Annotated in this window: 21 protein-coding genes; 20 read left to right on the top strand and 1 reads right to left on the bottom strand. The window is 68.0% G+C overall.

All coding sequences use genetic code 11. The features are described from left to right. The first annotated feature begins 2 nt into the window (after window positions 1-2). The 15 genes from rsmH (at window position 3) to lpxC (ending at window position 17,301) form a co-directional block, all read left to right on the top strand. On the top strand, window positions 3-944 hold the full coding sequence (gene rsmH / locus SBP02_RS16155; RefSeq protein WP_318643256.1) for a 16S rRNA (cytosine(1402)-N(4))-methyltransferase RsmH: 942 nt from the start codon (window positions 3-5) through the stop codon (window positions 942-944). After that, a complete protein-coding gene (gene ftsL / locus SBP02_RS16150) occupies window positions 941-1,234 on the top strand; it encodes a cell division protein FtsL (protein ID WP_318643254.1) in 294 nt (97 codons plus the stop codon). The genes rsmH and ftsL overlap by 4 nt, the downstream gene beginning before the upstream one ends. Continuing rightward, the gene (locus tag SBP02_RS16145; RefSeq protein WP_318643252.1) at window positions 1,231-2,961 is read left to right on the top strand and encodes a peptidoglycan D,D-transpeptidase FtsI family protein; all 1,731 of its coding nucleotides are present in this window, start codon (window positions 1,231-1,233) and stop codon (window positions 2,959-2,961) included. The genes ftsL and SBP02_RS16145 overlap by 4 nt, the downstream gene beginning before the upstream one ends. Beyond that, window positions 2,961-4,424 (top strand): UDP-N-acetylmuramoyl-L-alanyl-D-glutamate--2,6-diaminopimelate ligase, encoded by a 1,464-nt coding sequence (locus SBP02_RS16140; RefSeq protein ID WP_318643250.1) that lies wholly within the window; start codon window positions 2,961-2,963, stop codon window positions 4,422-4,424. The genes SBP02_RS16145 and SBP02_RS16140 overlap by 1 nt, the downstream gene beginning before the upstream one ends. Further along, window positions 4,417-5,802 carry a UDP-N-acetylmuramoyl-tripeptide--D-alanyl-D-alanine ligase gene (locus SBP02_RS16135; RefSeq protein ID WP_318643248.1) on the top strand — a complete coding sequence of 462 codons (1,386 nt, stop codon included), beginning with the start codon at window positions 4,417-4,419 and terminating at the stop codon, window positions 5,800-5,802. The genes SBP02_RS16140 and SBP02_RS16135 overlap by 8 nt, the downstream gene beginning before the upstream one ends. After that, window positions 5,803-6,885, top strand: a complete 1,083-nt coding sequence (gene mraY / locus SBP02_RS16130) for a phospho-N-acetylmuramoyl-pentapeptide-transferase (RefSeq protein WP_213641176.1) — start codon at window positions 5,803-5,805, stop codon at window positions 6,883-6,885. A gap of 6 nt (window positions 6,886-6,891) precedes the next feature. After that, entirely contained in the window at window positions 6,892-8,238 is a 1,347-nt protein-coding gene (gene murD, locus SBP02_RS16125) for a UDP-N-acetylmuramoyl-L-alanine--D-glutamate ligase (RefSeq protein WP_318643245.1), read from the top strand. Then, window positions 8,238-9,464, top strand: coding sequence for a putative lipid II flippase FtsW (gene ftsW, locus SBP02_RS16120; RefSeq protein ID WP_318643244.1), 1,227 nt, complete (start codon window positions 8,238-8,240; stop codon window positions 9,462-9,464). The genes murD and ftsW overlap by 1 nt, the downstream gene beginning before the upstream one ends. Beyond that, complete coding sequence (gene murG, locus SBP02_RS16115; protein ID WP_318643242.1) at window positions 9,454-10,524, top strand: undecaprenyldiphospho-muramoylpentapeptide beta-N-acetylglucosaminyltransferase; 1,071 nt, start codon at window positions 9,454-9,456, stop codon at window positions 10,522-10,524. The genes ftsW and murG overlap by 11 nt, the downstream gene beginning before the upstream one ends. A 13-nt stretch (window positions 10,525-10,537) precedes the next feature. After that, window positions 10,538-11,962 carry a UDP-N-acetylmuramate--L-alanine ligase gene (gene murC, locus SBP02_RS16110; RefSeq protein ID WP_318646359.1) on the top strand — a complete coding sequence of 475 codons (1,425 nt, stop codon included), beginning with the start codon at window positions 10,538-10,540 and terminating at the stop codon, window positions 11,960-11,962. Then, window positions 11,959-12,909, top strand: coding sequence for a D-alanine--D-alanine ligase (locus tag SBP02_RS16105; RefSeq protein ID WP_318643240.1), 951 nt, complete (start codon window positions 11,959-11,961; stop codon window positions 12,907-12,909). The genes murC and SBP02_RS16105 overlap by 4 nt, the downstream gene beginning before the upstream one ends. Window positions 12,910-12,912: 3 nt before the next feature. Continuing rightward, window positions 12,913-13,770 carry a cell division protein FtsQ/DivIB gene (locus tag SBP02_RS16100; protein WP_318643238.1) on the top strand — a complete coding sequence of 286 codons (858 nt, stop codon included), beginning with the start codon at window positions 12,913-12,915 and terminating at the stop codon, window positions 13,768-13,770. 20 nt (window positions 13,771-13,790) lie between these two features. After that, entirely contained in the window at window positions 13,791-15,038 is a 1,248-nt protein-coding gene (ftsA, locus tag SBP02_RS16095) for a cell division protein FtsA (RefSeq protein WP_318643236.1), read from the top strand. A 54-nt stretch (window positions 15,039-15,092) separates the two neighbouring features. Next, the gene (gene ftsZ, locus SBP02_RS16090) at window positions 15,093-16,277 is read left to right on the top strand and encodes a cell division protein FtsZ (protein ID WP_318643234.1); all 1,185 of its coding nucleotides are present in this window, start codon (window positions 15,093-15,095) and stop codon (window positions 16,275-16,277) included. Window positions 16,278-16,389: 112 nt separating this feature from the next. Then, window positions 16,390-17,301: a UDP-3-O-acyl-N-acetylglucosamine deacetylase gene (gene lpxC / locus SBP02_RS16085; RefSeq protein ID WP_318643233.1), complete on the top strand. Its 912-nt coding sequence runs from the start codon at window positions 16,390-16,392 to the stop codon at window positions 17,299-17,301. Between the two features lie 81 nt (window positions 17,302-17,382). Here lpxC and SBP02_RS16080 read toward each other — a convergent pair whose 3' ends face one another. Further along, window positions 17,383-17,835, bottom strand: a complete 453-nt coding sequence (locus SBP02_RS16080) for a DciA family protein (protein WP_318643231.1) — start codon at window positions 17,833-17,835, stop codon at window positions 17,383-17,385. Window positions 17,836-17,916: 81 nt separating this feature from the next. Here SBP02_RS16080 and SBP02_RS16075 point away from each other — a divergent pair, with 81 nt between their 5' ends. The 5 genes from SBP02_RS16075 to SBP02_RS16055 all read left to right on the top strand — a co-directional run bounded on the left by SBP02_RS16075 (window position 17,917) and on the right by SBP02_RS16055 (window position 24,834). After that, window positions 17,917-18,843: a M23 family metallopeptidase gene (locus tag SBP02_RS16075; RefSeq protein ID WP_318643229.1), complete on the top strand. Its 927-nt coding sequence runs from the start codon at window positions 17,917-17,919 to the stop codon at window positions 18,841-18,843. A 118-nt stretch (window positions 18,844-18,961) separates the two neighbouring features. Beyond that, window positions 18,962-21,697, top strand: coding sequence for a preprotein translocase subunit SecA (gene secA, locus SBP02_RS16070; RefSeq protein ID WP_318643227.1), 2,736 nt, complete (start codon window positions 18,962-18,964; stop codon window positions 21,695-21,697). Between the two features lie 200 nt (window positions 21,698-21,897). Next, entirely contained in the window at window positions 21,898-23,115 is a 1,218-nt protein-coding gene (gene argJ, locus SBP02_RS16065) for a bifunctional glutamate N-acetyltransferase/amino-acid acetyltransferase ArgJ (protein ID WP_318643225.1), read from the top strand. Between the two features lie 136 nt (window positions 23,116-23,251). Further along, a complete protein-coding gene (locus tag SBP02_RS16060; protein WP_318643224.1) occupies window positions 23,252-23,884 on the top strand; it encodes a glutathione S-transferase family protein in 633 nt (210 codons plus the stop codon). Continuing rightward, entirely contained in the window at window positions 23,881-24,834 is a 954-nt protein-coding gene (locus SBP02_RS16055) for a Nudix family hydrolase (protein WP_318643222.1), read from the top strand. The genes SBP02_RS16060 and SBP02_RS16055 overlap by 4 nt, the downstream gene beginning before the upstream one ends. The last annotated feature ends 39 nt before the right edge of the window (window positions 24,835-24,873 follow it).

The following is a 24,873-nucleotide window of genomic DNA, read 5'->3' as shown; positions in this document are numbered from 1 at the left end:
CCATGACCGATAGCCTCCGCCATATCACCGTCCTGCTCGACGAAGCCGTCGCAGGGCTCGCCGTGCGTGCCGATGGCTGCTACCTGGATGGTACCTTCGGGCGCGGCGGGCATAGCCGGCTGATTCTCGAGAAGCTCGGCCCGGATGGCCATCTGTTGGGGTTCGATAAAGACCCCCTGGCGATCGCGACGGGGAATGCGCTGGCGGCCGAAGACGGCCGCTTTGTCGTTGTGCAGCGCAGTTTTGCGGAACTCGGCGAGGAAGTTGCTGTCCGCGGGCTGGCCGGCAAGGTGGCCGGGGTCCTGCTGGACCTGGGGGTCTCCTCGCCGCAGCTGGACGATGCCGCGCGCGGTTTCAGCTTCCTCAACGACGGCCCGCTGGACATGCGCATGGACCCGACCCGCGGTGTCAGTGCCGCGCAGTGGATCGCCAGCGCCGCCGAGGACGAGATCGCCCGGGTGTTCAAGGAATACGGCGAGGAGCGTTTCGCCAAGCGCATGGCCCGTGCCGTGGTGCAGCGGCGCGCCGAGCGCCCCTTCGAGCGCACCGCCGACCTGGCCCAGGTGCTGACCGACGCCAATCCGGCCTGGGAGAAGGGCAAGCACCCGGCGACTCGGGCCTTCCAGGGGCTGCGTATCCATATCAACAACGAGCTGGGCGATCTCGAGCAGGGCCTGGATGCGGCCCTGGAGGCCCTCGAGGTGGGGGGGCGGCTGGTGGTGATCAGCTTCCATTCCCTCGAGGACCGCATCGTCAAGCAGTTCATGCGCCGCCATGCCAAGGGCGAGCAGGACAAGCTGCCGCGTGACCTGCCGATCATTCCCAAGGCCTTCGAGCCGCGCCTGAAGCTGATCGGCAAGCCGCAGTACGCCTCGGATGCCGAGCTCAAGGCCAATCCTCGCTCGCGCAGCGCGGTGATGCGCATCGCGGAGAAGGTGCGATGAGTCGCGTATTCGCCAAGCCCATGCCGGCCGGTAGCCTGTTGCTGCTGGTGCTGTTTCTGGCGGTGCTGGGATCGGCGCTGGCGGTGTCCCTCTGCGCCCACTGGAACCGTCAGCTGCTCAACGGCCTGTATGCCGAGCTGAGCGTGCGCGACAAGGCACAGGCCGAATGGGGCCGGCTGATCCTCGAGCAGAGCACCTGGACGGCCCACAACCGCATCGAGACCCTGGCCAGTGAGCGGCTGAAGATGCGCATTCCCGATGCCGCCGAAGTGCGCCTGGTGTCGCCATGATCCGGCTCGAGGGCGCACTCTACCCCTGGCGTTTCCGCCTGGTGCTGCTGCTCCTGGCGCTGATGGTCGGTGCCATCGTCTGGCGCATCGTCGATCTGCAGCTGATCGACCGCGACTTCCTTCAGGCCCACGGGGACGCGCGTAGCGTGCGGCATATCCCGATTCCGGCGCACCGCGGCCTGATGACCGACCGCAACGGCGAGCCGCTGGCGGTCAGCACCCCGGTGACCACCCTGTGGGCCAACGGCCGGGAGTTGCAGGGCGCCGCGGCGCAGTGGCCGGCGCTGGCGGCGGCCCTGGGCCAGGAGCCGAAGGCCTTCGCCGCGCGCGTGCGGGCCAGTGCCGAGCGCGAATTCATGTACCTGGTGCGGGGCCTGACTCCGGAGCAGGGCCAGCGCGTGCTCGACCTCAAGGTGCCCGGGGTGTACGCCATCGAGGAGTTCCGTCGCTTCTACCCGGCCGGCGAGGTGACCGCCCATGTGGTCGGCTTCACCGACGTCGACGACCGCGGGCGCGAGGGCATGGAGCTGGCGTTCGACGAGTGGCTGGCCGGGGTGCCGGGCAAGCGTCAGGTGCTCAAGGATCGCCGCGGCCGGCTGATCAAGGACGTTCAGGTCGCGCAGAACGCCAAGGCCGGCAAGGCCCTGGCGCTGTCGATCGACCTGCGCCTGCAGTACCTGGCCCATCGCGAGCTGCGCAACGCCCTGGTGGAGTTCGGCGCCAAGGCCGGCAGCCTGGTGATGATCGACGTGAAGAGCGGCGAAGTGTTGGCCATGGTCAATCAGCCGACCTACAACCCGAACAACCGCCGCAGCCTGCAGCCGGCGGCCATGCGCAACCGGGCGATGATCGACGTGTTCGAGCCGGGTTCGACCATGAAGCCGCTGTCCATGGTCGCGGCCCTGGAGAGCGGGCGCTGGAAGCCGACCGACACGGTGGATGTCTACCCGGGTTCCCTGCGCATCGGCCGCTACACCATTCGCGACGTCTCGCGTGCCACGGGGCCGCTGGACCTCACCGGCATCCTGATCAAGTCGAGCAACGTCGGCATGAGCAAGATCGCCTTCGATATCGGCGGCGAGTCCATCTTCAACCTGATGCAGCAGGTCGGCCTGGGCCAGGACACCGGCCTGGGCTTCCCCGGCGAGCGGGTCGGCAACCTGCCCAACCACCGCAACTGGCGCAAGGCCGAGACCGCCACGCTGTCCTACGGCTACGGCCTGTCGGTGACGGCCGTGCAGCTGGTGCATGCCTATGCGGCGCTGGCCAACAACGGCCGCAATGTGCCGCTGTCGCTGACCCGGGTCGACCACGCCCCCGACGGCGTGCAGGTGATTCCGGAGGACGTGGCCAAGATCATGCAGGGCATGCTGCAACAGGTGGTCGAGGCCCCGGGCGGCGTGCACCGGGCCAAGGTGCCGGGCTATCACGTCGCCGGCAAGAGCGGCACCGCGCGCAAGGCCAGCGTGGGCTCGAAGGGCTACACGGAGAATGCCTACCGCTCGCTGTTCGCCGGCTTCGGGCCGATGAGCGATCCGCGCATCGCCGTCGCGGTGGTGATCGATGAGCCGAGCGAGGGCGGCTATTACGGCGGCCTGGTTTCGGCGCCGGTGTTCGGCAAGGTGATGGCCGGTGCGTTGCGCCTGATGAACATCGTTCCCGACGACCTGCCGCCCGTCGAATCCCAGGAATTGGCAGTGAACACCGGCACAGGAGGGCGCCTCTGATGCCCATGCCTCTTAATCAGCTATTGCCGCAGGCGGGCAGCAGCCTGCTGATCCGTGAACTGACCCTGGACAGCCGCAAGGTGCGTCCGGGGGACCTGTTCCTCGCCGTGCCGGGGGGGCAGCAGGATGGTCGTCTGCATATCGCCGACGCCATCGCCCGCGGCGCCGCCGCGGTGGCCTACGAGGCCGAGGGGGCGCCGGCCATCGATGCCGGCGCCGCCGAACTGGTGGCGATCAAGGGGCTGGCTGGGCAGTTGTCGGCGATTGCCGGGCGCTTCTATGGCGAGCCGAGCCGTGGCCTGCACCTGGTCGGCGTCACCGGCACCAATGGCAAGACCAGCGTGACCCAGCTGCTGGCCCAGGCGCTGGATCTGCTCGGCCAGCCCTGCGGCATAGTCGGGACCCTCGGCAACGGTTTCTACAGCGCCCTGGCCCAGGGGCGTCACACCACGCCCGACCCGATCGGCGTGCAGGCGACCCTGGCCGACCTGAAGAAGGCCGGCGCCCGTGCGGTGGCCATGGAGGTCTCCTCCCACGGTCTGCACCAGGGGCGGGTGGCGGCCCTGGCGTTCGACGTGGCGGTGTTCACCAACCTGTCGCGCGACCATCTGGATTACCACGGCACCATGGAGGCCTACGCCGAGGCCAAGGCCATGCTGTTCAGTCTGCCGGGCCTGCGTTGCCGGGTGCTCAATCTGGACGATGCCGCCGGGCGCAAGCTGGCCCTAGATGAGCGCGAGTCCCGCCTGATCAGCTACAGCCTGGAGGATGCCGGCGCCTACCTGTACTGCCGCGACGCCCAGTTCGATGATCAGGGTGTGCGTGCCCGCCTGGTCACCCCCCGTGGCGAGGGCATGCTGCGCAGCACGCTGCTCGGCCGCTTCAATCTGAGCAACCTGCTGGCCGTGGTCGGCGCGCTGCTCGCCATGGACTATGCACTGGACGAGATTCTCAAGGTATTGCCGCGCCTGCAGGGGCCGGCCGGGCGCATGCAGCGCCTGGGTGGCGTGAAGCAGCCGCTGGTGGTGGTCGATTACGCCCATACCCCGGATGCCCTGGAGAAGGTGCTCGAGGCATTGCGTCCCCATGTGAAGGGGCGCCTGCTGTGCCTGTTCGGCTGCGGTGGCGATCGCGACCGCGGCAAGCGTCCGCTGATGGCAGCGGCGGCCGAGCGTCTGGCCGATGCCGTGCTGGTCACCGATGACAACCCGCGCAGCGAGGCGCCGGAGCAGATCTTCGCGGACATTCGTGCGGGCTTCGTTGACCCCGCACGCGTGCGCTTCGTGCATGGCCGTGGCCAGGCCATCGCCCGATTGATCGCCGAGGCCGGCGCGGACGACGTGCTGGTGCTGGCGGGCAAGGGGCACGAGGACTATCAGGAGATCAGCGGCGAGCGCCAGCCGTTCTCCGATCTGGACGAGGCGGCCAAGGCCCTGGTCGCCTGGGAGGCCGCCCATGCTTAAGGCGTTGCGCTTGAGTGAAGTGGCGGACGCCCTGGGCGGCCGTCTGATCGGCGCGGATGTGGCGTTCGACTCGGTCGGCAGCGACAGCCGGGCGATTCGTTCGGGACAGCTGTTCGTCGCCCTGGTCGGGCCGCGTTTCGATGGCCACGACTACCTGGCCGAGGTGGCCGCCAAGGGCGCCGCGGCGGCGCTGGTGCAGCGCGAGGTGGCGGACGCGCCGCTGCCGCAGCTGCTGGTGGCCGACACCCGCCTGGCCCTGGGGCGCCTCGGCGCCCTGAACCGCCAGGCCTACGACGGCCCGCTGGCGGCGGTCACCGGCTCCAGCGGCAAGACCACGGTCAAGGAGATGCTCGCCAGCATCCTGCGCGAGGGGTTGGGCGGCGCCGTGCTGGCCACCCGCGGCAACCTCAACAACGACCTCGGCGCGCCCCTGACCCTGCTGGAGTTGGCGCCCGAACATCGGGGGGCGGTGATCGAGCTGGGCGCCAACCATGTCGGCGAGATCGCCTACACGGTCGGCCTGACCCGGCCCCGGGTTGCCATCCTCACCAACGCCGGCAGCGCCCACGTCGGCGAGTTCGGCGGACCGGAGAAGATAGTCGAGGCCAAGGGCGAGATCATCGAGGGCCTGGGCGAGGACGGTATCGCCGTGCTCAACCTGGACGACAAGGCCTTCGCCATCTGGCAGCGCCGGGCCAAGGGCCGTCGGGTGCTGAGCTTCGCCCTGACCAACCCGGCGGCGGATTATCACGCGGCCGACCTGGCCCGCGACGCCCGTGGCTGTCCGGCCTTCACCCTGCGCTGCGCCGCGGGGCAGGCGCGTATCCAGCTCAACCTGCTGGGCGAGCACAACGTGGCCAACGCCCTGGCCGCCGCCGCTGCCGCCCATGCCTTGAGCGTACCGTTGGTCGATATCAAGGCCGGGCTGGAAAAGCTGCAACCGGTCAAGGGCCGCGCGGTAGCGCAGCTGGCGACGAACGGCATGCGGGTGATCGACGACAGCTACAACGCCAACCCTGCTTCGATCTGTGCCGCCATTGATATACTCGCCGGCTTCTCCGGGCGCACCGTCCTGGTGCTCGGGGACATCGGGGAATTGGGCGCGTGGGCCGAACAGGGGCATCGCGAGGTGGGCCGCTATGCCGCCGGCAAGGTGGATGCGCTCTACGCGGTGGGACCGCTGATGGCCTATGCGGTCGAGGAGTTCGGAACAAATGGCCGGCATTTCGCCGATCAAGCCAGCCTGATCGAGGCGCTCGGCATCGAGGCGCTTGGCGCCGAGCAGGGCGATACCACCATTCTAATCAAGGGTTCACGCAGTGCCGCGATGGAGAACATCGTCGCGGCGCTCTGTGGCACATCGGGGGAGAGTCACTAAATGCTGCTGCTGCTGGCCGAGTACCTGCAACAGTTCCACAAGGGTTTCGCCGTGTTCCAGTACCTGACGCTGCGCGGCATCCTCGGCGTCTTGACCGCCCTGGCGCTGGCGCTGTGGCTGGGGCCCTGGATGATCCGCACCCTGCAGATCCGCCAGATCGGCCAGGCGGTGCGCCATGACGGCCCGCAGTCGCACCTGTCGAAGAAGGGCACGCCGACCATGGGCGGTGCCTTGATCCTCTCCGCCATCGCCATCAGCACCCTGCTGTGGGCCGACCTGTCCAACCGCTACGTGTGGGTGGTGCTGGCCGTCACCCTGCTGTTCGGTGCCATCGGCTGGGTCGACGACTACCGCAAGGTGATCGAGAAGAATTCCCGCGGCCTGCCGAGCCGCTGGAAGTATTTCTGGCAGTCGGTGTTCGGCCTCGGCGCGGCCGTCTTCCTCTATCTGACCGCGCAGAGCCCGGTGGAAACCACCCTGATCCTGCCGCTGCTCAAGGACGTCAGCATTCCGCTGGGCGCGGGTTTCGTGGTGCTGACCTACCTGGTCATCGTTGGTTCGAGCAACGCGGTCAACCTCACCGACGGCCTGGACGGCCTGGCGATCCTGCCCACCGTGATGGTCGGCGGTGCCCTGGGCATCTTCTGCTACCTGTCGGGCAACGTGAAGTTCGCCGAGTACCTGTTCATCCCCTACGTGCCGGGCGCCGGCGAGCTGATCGTGTTCTGCGCCGCGCTGGTCGGCGCCGGCCTGGGCTTTCTCTGGTTCAACACCTACCCGGCCCAGGTGTTCATGGGCGACGTCGGCGCGCTGGCCCTGGGGGCCGCGCTCGGCACCATCGCCGTGATCGTCCGCCAGGAGGTGGTGCTGTTCATCATGGGCGGGGTGTTCGTCATGGAGACCCTGTCGGTGATCATCCAGGTGGCGTCCTTCAAGCTGACCGGCAAGCGGGTGTTTCGCATGGCGCCGATTCACCACCACTTCGAACTCAAGGGCTGGCCCGAGCCGCGGGTGATCGTGCGTTTCTGGATCATCACCGTGATTCTCGTGCTGATCGGCCTGGCCACCCTGAAACTGAGGTAATAGAGAGTGTCGTTGATCGCTTCCGACCAGTTCCGCATCGTTGTCGGCCTCGGCAAGAGCGGCATGTCCCTGGTGCGCTTCCTGGCGCAGCAGGGTGTGCGCTTCGCCGTGGTCGATACGCGGGCGAACCCGCCGGAGCTGGCCACCCTGCGTGAGCAGTTCCCGCAGGTGGAAGTGCGCTGCGGCGAGCTGGACGTGGAGTTCCTCTGCCGCGCCAGCGAACTGCTGGTCAGCCCCGGTCTGGCCGTCGCCACCCCGGCGCTGCAGGCGGCTGCGGCCCGCGGGGTGAAGCTGTCCGGCGACATCGACCTGTTCGCCCGGCACGCCAAGGCACCGATCGTCGCCATCACCGGCTCCAACGCCAAGAGCACCGTGACCACCCTGGTCGGCGAGATGGCCGCGGCGGCCGGCAAGCGCGTCGCGGTCGGCGGCAACCTGGGCACCCCGGCCCTCGACCTGCTCAGCGATGAGGTCGAGCTGTACGTGCTGGAGCTGTCCAGCTTCCAGCTGGAGACCACCGAGCAGCTCAATGCCGAGGTAGCCACCTGCCTGAACATCAGCGAAGACCACATGGATCGCTACGCCGATCTGCAGCACTACCACCTGGCCAAGCACCGCATCTTCCGCGGCGCCCGCCAGGTGGTGGTCAATCGCGACGATCCGCTGTCGCGGCCGCTGATCGCCGACCAGGTGCCGTGCTGGAGCTTCGGCCTGGGCAAGCCCGACTTCAAGCGCTTCGGCCTGATCGAGGAGGGCGGCGAAAAATACCTGGGTTACCAGTTCGAGCGCCTGCTGCCGACCGCCGAGCTGAAGATCCGCGGTGCCCACAACCAGTCCAACGCCCTGGCGGCTCTGGCCCTGGGCCATGCGGTCGGCCTGCCGCAGGCGCCGATGCTGCAGGCCCTGAAGGCGTTCGCCGGCCTGCCGCACCGTTGCCAGTGGCTGCGCGAGCTGCGCCAGGTGAATTACTACGACGACTCCAAGGCCACCAACGTCGGCGCCGCCCTGGCCGCCATCGAGGGGCTCGGCGCGGATATCGCCGGCCAGCTGCTGCTGGTCGCCGGCGGCGACGGCAAGGGCGCCGACTTCTCCGCCCTCAAGGCGCCCGTTGCGCGTTTCTGCCGCGCCGTGCTGCTGCTCGGCCGCGATGCCGAGCGCCTGGCTGCCGCCCTGGGCGATGGCGTGCCGCTGATTCGTGTCGCCAGTCTGGACGAGGCGGTGCAGCGCTGCGCCGAACTGGCCGAGCCCGGCGATGCCGTGCTGCTGTCGCCGGCCTGCGCCAGCCTGGACATGTTCAAGAACTTCGAAGAGCGCGGACGCCTGTTCGCCCAGGCCGTGGAGGGGCTGCAGTGATGCTCGGGCAACTGCTCGCCGCACCCTCGCCGCTGCGCACGCGGCGCGGCATCGACCTGGACTTCCCGCTGCTGGCCGGTTGCCTGGCGCTGCTCGGCCTGGGGTTGGTGATGATCGTCTCGGCGTCCACCGAAGTGGCGGCGGCGCTGTCCGGCAACCCGCTGTACTACATGGTGCGCCACCTGATCTACCTGGCGATCGGGGTGACCGCGGCCCTCATCACCCTGAGCATTCCCATGGCCCTGTGGCAGCGCCTGAGCGGTGTCCTGCTGCTGGCGGCCTTCGTCCTGCTGGTCCTGGTGCTGTTGCCGGGCATCGGCCGCGAGGTCAATGGCGCCAAGCGCTGGATCGGCTTCGGCCTGTTCAACCTGCAGCCGTCCGAGCTGGCCAAGCTGTTCACCGTGATGTTTATCGCCGCCTACCTGGTGCGCCGCCAGGCCGAGGTGCGCGAGAAGCTCACCGGCTTCCTCAAGCCGCTGCTGGTGCTCGGGCCCATGGCCATGCTGCTGCTGGCCGAGCCGGACTTCGGCGCCACCGTGGTGCTGGTCGGCGCGTCCATCGCCATGCTGTTCCTCGGCGGGGTCAACCTGCTGCGCTTCATCCCCCTGGCGGCCGGCGTGCTGGCCGTGGGCGGGCTGGTGATGACCAGTCAGGCCTATCGCCTGGAGCGCCTGACCAACTTCATCGACCCCTGGGCCGACCAGTACGGCGCCGGTTACCAGCTGAGCCAGGCGCTGATCGCCTTCGGTCGCGGCGAATGGTTCGGCGTCGGCCTGGGCAACAGCATCCAGAAGCAGTTCTACCTGCCGGAGGCGCACACCGACTTCGTCTTCGCCGTGCTCGCCGAGGAGCTGGGCATGCTCGGTGCCCTGGCCACCGTCGCCCTGTTCGTCTTCGTCAGCGTGCGCGCCTTGTATATCGGCCTGTGGGCGGAGAAGGCCAAGCAGTTCTTCTCGGCCTATGTGGCCTATGGCCTGGCATTCCTGTGGATCGGTCAGGTGCTGATCAACATCGGCGTGAACGTCGGCCTGCTGCCGACCAAGGGCCTGACCCTGCCGTTCCTCAGCTACGGCGGCAGCTCCCTGGTGATCTGCTGCGTCAGCCTGGCGCTGCTGCTGCGCATCGAGTGGGAGCGACGCACCCAGCTGGGCAGCGCGGAGGTCGAGTTCGTCGAGGCGGACTTCGCCGAAGACGGTCACGCCGAGGAGGTGGCCCATGCCCGGTAACGTGCTGATCATGGCCGGCGGCACCGGCGGCCACGTGTTCCCGGCGCTGGCCTGCGCCCGCGAGTTCCAGGCGCGCGGCTACCGCGTGCACTGGCTGGGCACGCCGCGGGGCATCGAGAATGAGCTGGTGCCGGCGGCCGGTCTGCCGCTGCACCTGATCCAGGTTTCCGGCCTGCGCGGCAAGGGCAAGCTGTCGCTGCTCAAGGCACCCTTTCAATTGCTCAAGGCCCTGTGGCAGGCGCGCAAGATCGTCCACGAACTGCAGCCGGTCTGCGTGCTCGGCATGGGCGGTTACGTCACCGGCCCGGGCGGCCTGGCGGCTCGGCTCTGCGGCGCGCCGCTGGTCATCCACGAGCAGAACGCCGTGGCCGGCACCGCCAACCGCAGCCTGCTGCCGTTCGCCAGCCGCGTCTGCGAGGCCTTCCCGGAGACCTTCGCCAGCAGCGCCAAGCGCCGCACCACCGGCAACCCGGTGCGCGAGGAGCTGTTCCTCGAGACCCCGCGCGAGGCCTTGCGCAATCGCCGCCCGCGTCTGCTGATCCTCGGCGGCAGCCTGGGCGCCGAACCGCTCAACAAACTGCTGCCCGAGGCCCTGGCCCGGGTGTCCGCCGAGCTGCGCCCGGAGGTTTTCCACCAGGCGGGCAAGCAACATGCCGAGGTGACCGGCGAACGTTATCGCGCCGCCGGCGTCGAAGCGCAGGTCGCGCCCTTCATCGGCGACATGGCGCGGGCCTACGCCTGGGCCGACCTGGTGGTGTGCCGGGCCGGCGCCCTGACCGTCAGCGAGCTGGCCGCCGCCGGGCTGCCGTCGTTCCTGCTGCCGCTGCCCCACGCCATCGACGATCACCAGACGCAGAACGCCGGCTACCTCGCCCGTGAAGGCGCCGCCGTGCTGCTGCCGCAACGCTCCACTGACGCCGCCACGCTGGCCGCGCAGCTGACCGAGGTTCTGATGCACCCCGAACGATTGAACGACATGGCGCGTACCGCGCGCCGCCTGGCCAAACCCGACGCCACCCGCAACGTGGTCGAGATCTGCCTGGAGGTGGCCCGTGGTTGAGAGTCGCAAAGCCATGCCGCAACCGGAAATGCGCCGCATCCGCCGTATCCACTTCGTCGGCATCGGCGGCGCCGGCATGTGCGGCATCGCCGAGGTACTGCTTAACCTGGGCTACCAGGTGTCCGGCTCCGACCTCAAGGGTTCGGCGGTGACCGAGCGCCTGGAGCAGTTCGGCGCGCAGATCTTCATCGGCCACCGCGCCGAGAACGCCGAGAGCGCCGACGTGCTGGTGGTCTCCAGCGCCATCAATACCGCCAACCCGGAAGTCGCCACCGCCCTGGAGCGGCGCATCCCGGTGGTGCCGCGGGCCGAGATGCTCGCCGAGCTGATGCGCTACCGCCACGGCGTGGCGGTGGCCGGCACCCACGGCAAGACCACCACCACCAGCCTGCTGGCCTCGGTGTTCGCCGCAGGCGGCCTGGACCCGACCTTCGTCATCGGCGGCCGGCTGAACGCCGCCGGCACCAACGCCCAGCTCGGCACCAGCCGCTACCTGATCGCCGAGGCGGACGAGAGCGACGCCAGCTTCCTGCACCTGCAGCCGATGGTCGCGGTGGTCACCAACATCGACATGGACCACATGAGCACCTACGAGGGCGACTTCAACAAGTTGAAGAAAACCTTCGTCGAGTTCCTCCACAACCTGCCGTTCTACGGCCTGGCGGTGGTCTGCGTGGACGACCCGGTGGTGCGCGAAATCCTGCCGCAGGTGGCGCGGCCGACCGTCACCTACGGCTTCGGCGAGGACGCCGACGTGCGTGCGATCAACGTGCGCCAGCAGGGCATGCAGACCCACTTCACCGTGCTGCGTCGCGAGCGCGAGCCGCTGGAGGTGTCGGTCAACATGCCGGGCAACCACAACGTGCTCAATGCCCTGGCGACCATCGCCATCGCCACCGACGAGGGCATCAGCGACGCGGCCATCGTCCAGGGTCTGTCCGGCTTCCAGGGCGTCGGCCGGCGCTTCCAGGTGTACGGCGAGCTGCCGGTCGAGAACGGCAGCGTGATGCTGGTCGACGACTACGGCCACCACCCGCGCGAGGTCGCCGCGGTGATCAAGGCCGTGCGCGGCGGTTGGCCGGAGCGGCGCCTGGTGATGGTCTACCAGCCGCACCGCTTCAGCCGCACCCGCGACCTGTACGACGACTTCGTTCAGGTGCTGGCCGATGCCAACGTGCTGCTGCTGATGGAGGTCTACCCGGCCGGCGAGGAGCCGATTCCCGGCGCCGACAGCCGCCAGCTGTGCCACAGCATCCGCCAGCGTGGCCAGCTGGACCCCATCTATATCGAGCGTGGCATCGAGCTGGCGCCGCTGATCAAGCCGCTGCTGCGCGCCGGCGACATCCTCCTCTGCCAGGGCGCCGGCGACATCGGCGGTCTGGCCCCGCAACTGCTGCAGAGCCCGCTGTTCGCCGCGGGCCAAGGTGAGTCGAAATGAGCGCCGAGAACCTGAAATCGCAAGTGCCGGTGGCGGCCTTCGGCCGCGTCGCCGTGCTGTTCGGCGGCAAGAGCGCCGAGCGCGAGGTGTCGCTGAAGTCCGGCAATGCCGTGTTGCGCGCCCTGCAGGACGCCGGGGTGGACGCCTTCGGCATCGATGTCGGTGACGACTTCCTGTCGTGTCTTTTGGCGGAAAAAATCGACCGGGCCTTTATCGTGCTGCACGGCCGCGGCGGCGAGGACGGCAGCATGCAGGGCCTGCTCGAGTGCGCCGGGATTCCCTACACCGGCAGCGGCATCCTCGCCTCGGCCCTGGCCATGGACAAGCTGCGCACCAAGCAGGTGTGGCAGAGCCTGGGCCTGCCGACTCCGCGCCACGCGGCGTTGGCCAGCGTCGAGGACTGCCGTGCGGCCGCCGCGGAGCTGGGCTTCCCGCTGATCGTCAAGCCGGCCCACGAGGGCTCGAGCATCGGCATGGCCAAGGTGCAGTCGCTGGACGAGCTGATCGCCGCCTGGCAGGACGCCAGCCAGTACGACTCGCAGGTGCTGGTGGAACAGTGGATCAGCGGTCCCGAGTTCACCGTCGCCGTGCTGCGCGGCCAGGTGCTGCCGCCGATCGCCCTGGGCACGCCGCACAGCTTCTACGACTACCACGCCAAGTACCTGGCCAGTGACACCCAGTACCGCATTCCCTGCGGCCTGGCGGCGGCCCAGGAGAATGAGTTGAAGGAGCTGACCGTGCGCGCCTGCGAGGCGGTCGGCACCCAGGGCTGGGCGCGGGTCGACGTGATGCAGGACGCCGCCGGCCAGTTCTGGCTGCTGGAGGTCAACACCGTGCCGGGCATGACCGACCACAGCCTGGTGCCGATGGCCGCCCAGGCCGCCGGCCTGGATTTCCAGCAGCTGGTGCTGGCGATTCTCGCCGACAGTCTCGAGGCACGGGGTTAAGCCATGGGCGCCATCCTTCGTCATCAGCCAGATTCGCCGCGCATTCCCGTGCGCAGCAAGGCTGTGCCGCGCGGTGCCAGCCGCCTGGTGGCCAAGGAGCCGATCGGCGCGCGCCTGCCCAAGCCCAGCTTCGGTCTGCTCAAGCGCATCACCTGGCCGTTGCTGTTATTGGTGCTGGGTGTCGGCGCCTATGAACTGGCCCAGCGCCTGTTGCCTTATGCCGACCGGCCGATCGCCAAGATCAGCGTCGAGGGCGATCTGAGCTACATCAGCCAGCAGGCGGTGCAGCAGCGCATCGCGCCCTTCGTCAGCGCCAGTTTCTTCAGCGTCGACCTGCTGGGCATGCGCCACGAGCTGGAGCGGATGCCCTGGATCGCCAGCGCCGAGGTGCGCCGGGTCTGGCCGGACCAGGTGCTGGTGCGTCTGGAGGAACAATTGCCGATCGCCCGCTGGGGCGACGAGGCGCTGCTCAACAACCAGGGCCAGGCTTTCGCCCCGCGGGAGCTGGCGCACTACGAGCACCTGCCGCAGCTGTATGGGCCCAAGCGCGCGCAGCAGCAGGTGATGCAGCAGTACCAGGTGCTCAGCCAGATGCTGCGACCGATGGGTTTCTCGGTGGCGCGTCTGGAGCTGCGCGAGCGCGGCAGCTGGTTCCTGTCCACCGCCCAGGGCATCGAGCTGCTCCTGGGGCGGGACCACGTGGTGGAGAAGATCCGCCGTTTCAGTGCCATCTACGACAAGGCGCTGAAGGCGCAACAGACGAACATCGCGCGCATCGACCTGCGTTACGCCAACGGCCTGGCCGTGGCGTGGCGCGAGCCGGTCGCGCCGGCGGCGGCCGACAAGGTGGCCGTGCAGTGAATCAGGAGAAGACAGGACAAATGGCAAACGTGCAGAGCGGCAAGATGATCGTCGGCCTGGACATCGGCACCTCCAAGGTGGTGGCGCTGGTGGGCGAGGTGACGGCCGACGGCCAGCTGGAGATCGTCGGCATCGGTACCCACCCCTCGCGCGGCCTGAAGAAGGGCGTGGTGGTGAACATCGAATCCACCGTGCAGTCGATCCAGCGGGCGGTGGAGGAGGCGCAGCTGATGGCCGGCTGCCGCATCCACTCGGCCTTCGTCGGCGTGGCCGGCAACCATATCCGTAGCCTCAACAGCCACGGCATCGTCGCCATCCGCGACCGCGAGGTCAGCCCGGCCGACCTCGAGCGGGTGCTGGACGCGGCCCAGGCCGTGGCCATTCCGGCCGACCAGCGGGTGCTGCACACCCTGCCGCAGGACTACGTGATCGACAACCAGGAGGGCGTGCGCGAGCCCCTGGGCATGTCCGGCGTGCGTCTGGAGGCCAAGGTGCACGTGGTCACCTGCGCGGTGAACGCGGCGCAGAATGTCGAGAAGTGCGTGCGCCGCTGCGGCCTGGAGGTCGACGACATCATCCTCGAGCAGCTGGCCTCGGCCTATGCCGTGCTCACCGAGGACGAGAAGGAGCTGGGTGTATGCCTGGTCGACATCGGCGGCGGCACCACCGACATCTGCATCTTCACCGAGGGGGCGATCCGCCACACCGCGGTGATCCCGATCGCCGGCGATCAGGTCACCAACGACATCGCCATGGCCCTGCGTACCCCGACCCAGTACGCCGAGGAGATCAAGATCCGCTACGCCTGCGCCCTGGCCAAGCTGGCCGGCGCCGGCGAGACCATCAAGGTGCCCAGCGTCGGCGATCGGCCGCCGCGGGACCTGTCGCGCCAGTCCCTGGCCGAGGTGGTCGAGCCGCGCTACGACGAGCTGTTCACCCTGATCCAGGCCGAGCTGCGGCGCAGCGGTTACGAGGACCTGATCCCGGCGGGCATCGTGCTCACCGGCGGCACGGCGAAGATGGAAGGCGCGGTCGAACTGGCCGAGGAGATCTTCCATATGCCGGTGCGTTTGGGCGTACCCCACAGCGTCAAGGGCCTGGCCGACGTGGTGCGCAACCCGATTTATTCCACCAGCGTGGGCCTGCTGCTCTATGGCCTGCAGAAGCAGGCCGACGGCATCTCCATGTCGTCGCTCGGCGGCTATGGCGATGAACCCAGGGCACCGGTACTGGAGCGGCTGAAACGCTGGGTCCAGGGCAATTTCTGATGTACAGCGGCGTGTGCAGTAGGCGTTACAACTAGAACAGGAAGGAGAGGGATTATGTTCGAACTAGTAGACAATGTTCCGCAAAGCGCGGTCATCAAGGTAATAGGCGTGGGCGGCGGCGGTGGCAACGCGGTCAACCACATGGCGAAAAACAACATCGAGGGCGTCGAGTTCATCTGCGCCAACACCGATGCCCAGGCGCTGAAGAACATCGGCGCGCGTACCGTGCTGCAACTCGGCCCGGGCGTGACCAAGGGTCTGGGCGCCGGCGCCAACCCGGAAGTCGGTCGTCAGGCCGCGCTGGAGGATCGCGAGCGTATCGCCGAAGTGCTGCAGGGCACCGATATGGTGTTCATCACCACCGGCATGGGCGGCGGCACCGGCACCGGCGCCGCCCCGGTGATCGCCGAGGTGGCCAAGGAGCTGGGCATTCTCACCGTGGCGGTGGTCACCCGGCCGTTCCCCTTCGAGGGCCGCAAGCGCATGCAGATCGCCGACGAAGGCATCCGCGCCCTGGCCGAGAGCGTCGACTCGTTGATCACCATTCCCAACGAGAAGCTGCTGACCATCCTCGGCAAGGACGCCAGCCTGCTGTCGGCCTTTGCCAAGGCGGACGACGTGCTGGCCGGCGCCGTGCGCGGCATCTCCGACATCATCAAGCGTCCGGGCATGATCAACGTCGACTTCGCCGACGTGAAGACGGTGATGAGCGAGATGGGCATGGCGATGATGGGCACCGGCTGTGCCAGCGGTCCGAACCGCGCCCGCGAAGCCACCGAGGCGGCGATCCGCAACCCGCTGCTGGAGGACGTCAATCTGCAGGGCGCCCGCGGCATCCTGGTGAACATCACCGCCGGTCCGGACCTGTCCCTGGGCGAATACTCGGACGTGGGCAACATCATCGAGCAGTTCGCCTCCGAGCACGCCACCGTCAAGGTGGGCACCGTGATCGATCCGGACATGCGCGACGAGCTGCACGTCACCGTGGTCGCCACCGGTCTGGGCGCCCGCATCGAGAAGCCGGTCAAGGTGGTCGACAACACCGTGCAGGTCAACGCCACCGCGGCGGCTCCGGCAGCCCCGGCGCGTGCCGAGCAGAGCGTCAACTACAAGGACTACGAGCGGCCTACCGTGCAGCGCCAGAGCCATTCCGGTGCTGCCACGGCGGCCAAGATGAACCCACAGGACGACCTGGATTACCTGGATATCCCGGCCTTCCTGCGTCGCCAGGCCGATTGATGGAATGTATCAGGAGTATTAGGGTGATTGGTGTTCAGCAAAGGCCGGTTCTGCTATTATCGCCGGCCATTGTTGAAAACAATTCGCAACTAGTGCTATAGCGGCCAGAGCCATGATCAGACAACGCACCCTGAAGAACATTATCCGCGCCACCGGCGTCGGCCTGCATTCCGGGGAGAAGGTATACCTGACCCTGAAGCCGGCACCTGTGGACACCGGGATCGTGTTCCGTCGTACCGATCTCGACCCCGTGGTGGAAATCGCCGCGCGGGCGAGCAATGTCGGTGAAACCACCATGTCGACCACCCTGGTCAATGGTGACGTCAAGGTGGATACGGTAGAGCACCTGCTTTCGGCCATGGCAGGCCTGGGCATCGATAACGCCTACGTCGAACTCTCCGCGTCCGAAGTGCCGATCATGGATGGCAGCGCCGGTCCCTTCGTATTCCTGATTCAATCCGCCGGCCTGCAGGAGCAGGAGGCGGCGAAGAAGTTCATCCGCATCATCCGCGAGGTCACGGTGGAGGAGGGCGACAAGCGCGCCACCTTCGTGCCTTTCGATGGTTTCAAGGTGACCTTCGAGATCGACTTCGATCACCCGGTATTCCGCAACCGCACCCAGTCGGCCAGCGTTGACTTCTCCAGCACCTCCTTCGTCAAGGAAGTCAGCCGGGCGCGCACCTTCGGCTTCATGCGCGACATCGAGTTCCTCCGTTCGCAGAACCTGGCGCTCGGTGGCAGCGTGGACAACGCCATCGTGGTGGACGAGTACCGCGTGCTCAACGAGGACGGCCTGCGTTACGAGGACGAATTCGTCAAGCACAAGATTCTCGATGCCATCGGCGATCTCTACCTGCTGGGCAACAGCCTGATCGGCGAGTTCAAGGGCTTCAAGTCGGGGCATGCGCTGAACAACCGCCTGCTGCGCACCCTGATCGAGCAGACCGATGCCTGGGAAATGGTGACTTTCGAGGACGCCACGTCCGCGCCGATCTCCTACATGCGCCCGGTTGCGGCCGTGTAAGCGACACCTCCTTCCGTTGTTGAGTCGAGGCCACCCCCGGGGTGGCCTCTTTTTTTCGGGTGTTGCGCTCGAGCCTGGCGCTCAGTCGGCGCCGCGGTGCTTGGCCAGACGCTCCAGGGCGGCGCGCAGTTTGGGATCGCTGATGCCCTCGGCGGTGGCCTGAATGTTCTCGGCGGCGCTGTCGGACAGGCCGATAGTGCGACCGGGTGCACGCCTTTCGGCAGTCGGCGGTTGCACCTTGAAGAGGATTTTCGCTAAGGTCGCGAACTCTTCGAGTGCCTGCAACTGCCTGAGCAGGCGCCGTTGCTGGTAACGCAAACGGGTGGCCCAGTGGCCATCGGTGACGATAAGAAGCAGGCAACCCTCGCGCCACGACGCTACATGGCAGTGCTCGCGGGCCGCAGGTTGCAGCTGGCTCTCCAGCAAGCGCTGCAGATGATCGAGGCGTTGCGCCTGATTGAACAGTGCTTTCAGGGGCTTCGCTTCGCGCAACAGCGCGGCGGGGGCTCGAGCCGGCAAGGGACGAAAGGTCATGGCAGGACGCCTGAAATTGTGGAGCCGCCATGGTAGCAGAAACCCTGCCGCCGCCTTGGGCTCCACCTTATAGGGGAAGCCATGCAGATCATCTTACTCAGTCGGCGCCACGGCGCCGCGCGCTCGCTCAGCCTGGAGTTGCGCTGGCTGCTGCTGACGCTGGCGGCGCTGGTCGCCATCGCGCTCGGCAGTGGGGTGGCGGTGGGCGCCTGGTGGGCACCGCAGTCGCCCAGCCTGCAGGACAATGCGCAGATCACCGAGGCTCTGGATCGCCAGCGCGCCGAGGTCGGTGCGGTGCGTGTCGATGCCCAGCGTCAGCTGGACGCCTTCGCCGCCCATGTCGCCGAGCTGCAGGCGCGGCTGACCCGCCTGGATGCCCTGGGCGAGCGCCTGACCGAACTGGCCGAGCTGGATTCCAGCGAGTTCGACTTCTCCCTGGATGTCGGTCAGGGCGGTCCGGAGGAGATCCTCGACGGCGCCGCCTATGCACCGCCACCCTTTATCAGCACCCTGGACGAACTGGCCCTGCGCCTGGACAGCCGCGAGCAGCAGCTCGAAGTGCTGGAGCAGCTGCTGGCCGAGCGTCGTCTCGACGAGGCCGAATACCTGGCCGGGCGGCCGGTGCTACAGGGCTACGTCTCCTCGCCGTTCGGCCGCCGCACCGACCCGCTGAGTGGTCGGCCGAGCGTGCACAAGGGCGTGGACTTCGCCGCCAAGGCCGGCAGCGCCGTGGTGGCCGTGGCCGCCGGGGTGGTCACGGCCTCCGGTCGGCGCTCCGGTTACGGCAACACGGTGGAGATCAGTCATGCCGACGGCTATGTCACCCTCTACGCGCACAATCGGCGAAACCTGGTGCAGGTCGGTGACCTGGTTCAGCGTGGTCAGACCATCGCCGAGGTCGGCAGCACTGGGCGCTCGACCGGCTACCACGTGCACTTCGAAGTCAGCAAAAATGGCCGGGTGGTCAACCCCACCAGCTTCATCGCGCGGGTCAGCGGCGTGGAATAACGCCGCTTTCCTCATCCCCGTTTCCGGGTAGAATGCCCCCTTCGCACGCAGCCATGAGGGCTGCCATGGGCCGTCTGCGGGCCGCCCTCCATCCATACGCCTGGAAGATCCTGTCGATATGTTTGCGCCTTTGTTGAAGAAACTCTTTGGAAGCAAGAATGAGCGTGAGGTCAAACGCATGCTCAAGGTGGTGCAGACCATCAATGCCTTCGAGGAGCAGATGCTCGCGCTCTCGGACGAGCAACTGCGCGCCAAGACCGACGAGTTCAAGACCCGCCTGGCGCAAGGCGAAACCCTCGATCAACTGTTGGCCGAAGCCTTCGCCGTGGCCCGCGAGGCGGGCAAGCGGGTCATGGGCATGCGCCATTTCGACGTGCAGCTGATCGGCGGCATGACCCTGCACGAAGGCAAGATCGCCGAGATGCGTACCGGCGAGGGCAAGACCCTGGTGGCGACCCTGGCGGTCTACCTCAATGCGTTGTCCGGCAAGGGCGTGCACGTGGTCACGGTCAACGACTACCTGGCCCGCCGCGACGCCAACTGGATGCGCCCGCTGTACGAGTTCCTCGGCCTGTCGGTGGGCATCGTCACGCCCTTCATGCCGCCGGAAGAGAAGCGCGCGGCCTATGCCGCCGACATCACCTACGGCACCAACAACGAATTCGGCTTCGACTACCTGCGCGACAACATGGCCTTCAGCCTGGACGAGAAGTTCCAGCGCGAGCTGAACTTCGCGGTGATCGACGAAGTCGACTCGATCCTCATCGACGAGGCGCGCACCCCGCTGATCATCTCCGGCCAGGCCGAGGACAGCTCCAAGCTGTACACCGAGGTCAACCGGCTGATTCCGCGCCTCAAGCGGCACATTGAGGAAGAGGAGGGCGTGGTCACCCAGGAAGGCCACTACAAGGTCGACGAGAAGACCCGCCAGGTCGAGCTGAACGAGGCCGGCCACCAGTTCGTCGAGGACATGCTGACCCAGGCCGGCCTGCTGGCCGAGGGCGAGAGCCTCTACTCGGCGCACAACCTGGGCCTGTTGACCCATGTCTATGCCGGCCTGCGTGCCCACACCCTGTTCCAGCGCAACGTCGAGTACATCGTGCAGAACAACCAGGTGCTGCTGATCGACGAGCACACCGGCCGCACCATGCCGGGGCGGCGTCTGTCCGAGGGCCTGCACCAGGCCATCGAGGCCAAGGAAGGGCTGCCGATCCAGGCCGAGAGCCAGACTCTGGCTTCGACCACCTTCCAGAACTACTTCCGCCTGTACGCCAAGCTGTCCGGCATGACCGGCACCGCCGACACCGAGGCCTTCGAGTTCCACCAGATCTACGGCCTGGCCGTGGTGGTGATTCCGACCAACCGGCCGCTGGCGCGCAAGGACTTCAACGACCTGGTCTACCTGACCCAGGAAGAGAAGTACGCGGCCATCATCACCGACATCAAGGAGTGCCAGGCCCAGGGCCGGCCGATCCTGGTCGGTACCGCCTCGATCGAGACCTCCGAGTACGTCTCGGCGCTGCTGAACAAGGAAGGCATCGAGCACAAGGTGCTCAACGCCAAGTTCCACGAGAAGGAAGCCGAGATCATCGCCCAGGCCGGTCGACCGGGCGCCCTGACCATCGCCACCAACATGGCCGGCCGCGGCACCGACATCCTCCTGGGCGGCAACTGGGAGGTCGAGGTAGCGGCGCTGGAGAGCCCCACCGCCGAGCAGGTGGCGCAGATCAAGGCCGACTGGCAGAAGCGTCATCAGCAGGTGATCGAGGCCGGTGGCCTGCACGTGATCGCCTCCGAGCGTCACGAGTCGCGGCGCATCGACAACCAGCTGCGCGGCCGCGCCGGCCGTCAGGGCGACCCGGGTTCCAGCCGCTTCTATCTGTCGCTGGAAGACAGCCTGATGCGCATCTTCGCCTCCGACCGGGTGAAGAACTTCATGAAGGCCCTGGGCATGCAGTCCGGCGAGGCCATCGAGCACCGCATGGTGACCAACGCCATCGAGAAGGCCCAGCGCAAGGTCGAGGGGCGCAACTTCGACATGCGCAAGCAGTTGCTGGAATTCGACGACGTGGCCAACGAGCAGCGCAAGGTGATCTATCACATGCGCAACACCCTGCTGGCCGCCGACGACATCGGCGAGACCATCGCCGAGTTCCGCCGCGAGGTGCTGGACGGCACCATCAGCGCCCACATTCCGCCGCAGTCGATGCCCGAGCAGTGGGACATTCCCGGCCTGGAGGAGGCGCTGCACAGCGGCTTCGGCGCGAAACTGCCAGTCCAGCAGTGGCTCGACGAGGACGCCAAGCTGTACGAGGAAACCCTGCGCGAGCGCATCCTCCAGGAGCTGGTCGCCGCCTACAACGAGAAGGAAGAGCTGGCCAGCGCCGAGGCCCTGCGTACCTTCGAGAAGCAGATCCTGCTGCGGGTGCTGGACGACCTGTGGAAGGACCACCTGTCGACCATGGATCACCTGCGTCACGGCATTCACCTGCGCGGCTATGCGCAGAAGAACCCCAAGCAGGAGTACAAGCGCGAATCCTTCACCCTGTTCCAGGAACTGCTCGATTCCATCAAGCGCGACACCATCCGCGTGCTGTCTCATGTCCAAGTGCGCCGCGAGGACCCGGCCGAGGAAGAAGCCCGCCTGCGCCGCGAGGCCGAGGCGCTGGCCGAGCGCATGCAGTTCCAGCATGCCCAGGCGTCCGCCCTGGCTCAGCCCGAGGCCGTGGCCGAGGACGGCGATGTGGCGGTGGCTGCGGCGCCGGTGCGCGCCGAGCAGAAGATCGGCCGCAACGAGCCTTGCCCCTGCGGCTCCGGCAAGAAGTACAAACACTGCCACGGCCAGGTCAGCTAAGGCCCCGCCGGGCATCGCCCGGCAGGCCTCGGCTATGCTTGGTCCAGGCTTGCAACGCCGCGAACGGTTGACACCGCTCGCGGCGTTTTACCATCGAATCCGGTCCTGTCCCCTGGCAGGTCCTCTATCCACAGGGCGTTGATGCCGGGCGAGCCCCGGTGTATTCGACGCGTTGATCCGCACACTCAAGGAGCACTTTCATGGCTGTTGGTCTTGGCCCGCTGTCTACCCTGCACCCGGTTCCAGGTTTCGAGCTGGGCATCGCCTCGGCCGGCATCAAGCGTCCTGGGCGCAAGGATGTGGTGGTGATGCGCTGCGCCGAAGGCTCCAGCGTCGCCGGGGTGTTCACCCTCAATGCCTTCTGCGCCGCGCCGGTGCTGCTGGCCAAGCAGCGCGTATCGGGCGCCGTGCGCTACCTGCTGACCAACACCGGCAACGCCAACGCCGGCACCGGCGAGCCGGGCCTGCAGAACGCCGCTCGCACCTGCGCCACCCTGGCGCGCCTGGCCGGGGTCGACGAGCAGGCGGTGCTGCCGTTCTCCACCGGGGTGATCGGCGAGCCGCTGCCGGTGGAGAAGATCGAGGCCGCCCTGCAGGCCGCCCTGGACGACCTGGCGGAGGACAACTGGGCCGAGGCCGCCACCGGCATCATGACCACCGACACCCTGCCCAAGGGCGCCAGCCGCCAGTTCGAGCACGACGGCGTCACCGTCACCGTCACCGGTATCAGCAAGGGCGCCGGCATGATCAAGCCGAACATGGCGACCATGCTCGGCTACATCGCCACCGACGCCAAGGTCGCCCAGGGCGTGCTGCAGGACCTGCTGCGCGACGCGGCGAACAAGTCGTTCAACCGCATCACCATCGACGGCGACACCTCGACCAACGACTGCTGCATGTTGATCGCCACCGGCCAGGCGCCGCTGGCGGAGATCGGCCAGGCCAGCGGCGCGCTGTTCGCCAAGCTCAAGGAGGCGGTGTTCGCGGTGTGCATGGAGGTGGCCCAGGCCATCGTCCGCGACGGCGAGGGCGCGACCAAGTTCGTCACCGTGCAGGTCAACGGCGGCGCCACCCACCAGGAGTGCCTGGACGTCGGCTATGCCGTGGCCCATTCGCCGCTGATCAAGACCGCGCTGTTCGCCTCCGACCCCAACTGGGGGCGCATCCTCGCCGCGGTCGGTCGTGCCGGCGTGGCGCAGCTGGACGTGAGCAAGATCGATGTGTTCCTCGGCGATGTGTGCATCGCCAGCCGCGGCTGCCGCGCGACCAGCTACACCGAGGAGCAGGGGGCGGCGGTGATGGCCCAGGAGGAAATCGGCATCCGCATCGAGCTGGGGCGCGGCGCCTGCAGCGAGACCATCTGGACCACCGACCTGTCCCACGAGTACGTCAAGATCAACGCCGAATACCGCACCTGATCGCGTCCTCTGTCTGCCGTTAGCCTCCCTATTCCCGTTATTCATGCCCCCATGAATAACGGGAATTTGCTATTCGCAGGGCCGCCTTTTACCGTCGTTCGAGCTTTCCCCATCCAGTCACGCAAGGAGCGACCCCATGTCCCTGACCCTGGTCATCGGCGATAAAACCTACTCGTCCTGGTCGCTGCGCGCGGCCCTGGCCCTGGAATTGGCCGAGGCGCCCTACACGGAAGTGTTGATCCCGCTGGATCGCCCGGACAGCAAGGCGCGCATCCTCGAGCACTCGCCCAGCGGCAAGGTGCCGTTGCTGAAGACCGAGGCCGGTCCGGTGTGGGACTCCCTGGCGATCGCCGAGTACCTCGCCGAGCGTTTCCCGGAGGCCCACCTGTGGCCCCGTGGCGAGTATGCCCGGGCCCTGGCCCGCAGCCTGTGTGCGGAGATGCACAGCGGCTTCGCGGCCCTGCGCAGCCATCTGCCCATGGACCTCAAGCGTGACCAGGCGCTGGACGCGATGCCGGCCGAGGCCCAGGCCGACATCGAGCGCATCTGCGCGCTGTGGGCGCAGTGCCGCGCGCGTTTCGGCCAGGACGGCCCCTTCCTGTTCGGCCATGCCAGCCTGGCGGATGCCTTCTTCGCCCCGGTGGCGGCGCGTCTGCGCGGTTACCGGGTCGAGCTGCCCGAAGTGGCGGCGGCCTATGTCGAGACCCTCTACCAGTGGCCGGCATTCCAGCGCTGGTACCAGGCGGCGCAGGAGGAGCGTTGGCGGTGAAGCGCGTGCATGTGGCGGCGGCGGTGATCCGCGCCGCGGACGGTCGGGTGTTGCTCGCCAGGCGTGGCGAGGATCAGCATCAGGGCGGCCTGTGGGAGTTCCCCGGCGGCAAGGTGGAGGCCGGCGAGGCGGTGCAGACGGCCTTGGCCCGGGAGCTGGAGGAAGAGCTGGGCATCCGTCCGACGGCGGCGCGGCCGCTGATCCAGGTGCGTCACGACTACCCGGACAAGCAGGTGCTGCTGGACGTCTGGGAGGTCTCGGCCTTCGCCGGCGAGCCCCACGGCGCCGAGGGTCAGCCGCTGGCCTGGGTCGCGCCGCGGCAGCTGGACGACTACGAATTTCCCGCGGCCAATCGGCCGATAGTCGCCGCGGCGCGGCTGCCCGAGCGCTACCTGATCACCCCCGATGGCCTGCAGCCGTCGGAGCTGCTGCGCGGCGTGCGGGCCGCGCTGGACAACGGCATCCGCCTGCTGCAGCTGCGCGCACCGGCCATGTTCGATGCCCAGTACCGCGACTTGGCGGTGGATGTCCAGGGACTGTGCGCCGGACGCGCCCAGTTGATGCTCAAGGGGCCGCTGGAGTGGCTCGGCGATTTTCCCGCCGCCGGCTGGCACGTGACCTCTGCCCAGCTGCGCCAGCTGGCGGCGGCCGGGCGGCCGCTGCCGGCGCAGCGCTGGCTGGCGGCCTCCTGCCACGGCGCCGAGGAACTGGCCCTGGCCGCGCAGCTGGAGGTGGACTTCGTCACCCTGTCGCCGCTGCAGGCCACCGCCAGCCATCCCGAGGCGCCGCCCCTGGGCTGGGCGCGGGCGCGGGAGCTGCTGCAGGGCTTCGATCGGCCGGCCTACCTGCTCGGCGGCGTCGGTCCCGCGGACGTCGAGCGCGCCTGGCAGGCTGGGGCGCAGGGGGTGGCCGGCATTCGCGCCTTCTGGCCCGGCGGAGCACGGCCTTGACCCGGAGCGCGGCGGACGCTGTATAGTGCCTGCCCCGAA

Origin of the sequence: Pseudomonas benzenivorans (genome assembly GCF_033547155.1) — a bacterium.
GTDB lineage: Bacteria > Pseudomonadota > Gammaproteobacteria > Pseudomonadales > Pseudomonadaceae > Aquipseudomonas > Aquipseudomonas benzenivorans_B.
The sequence above is the reverse complement of the archived record's forward strand: the minus strand, read 5'-3'. Positions and strand labels throughout refer to the sequence as shown.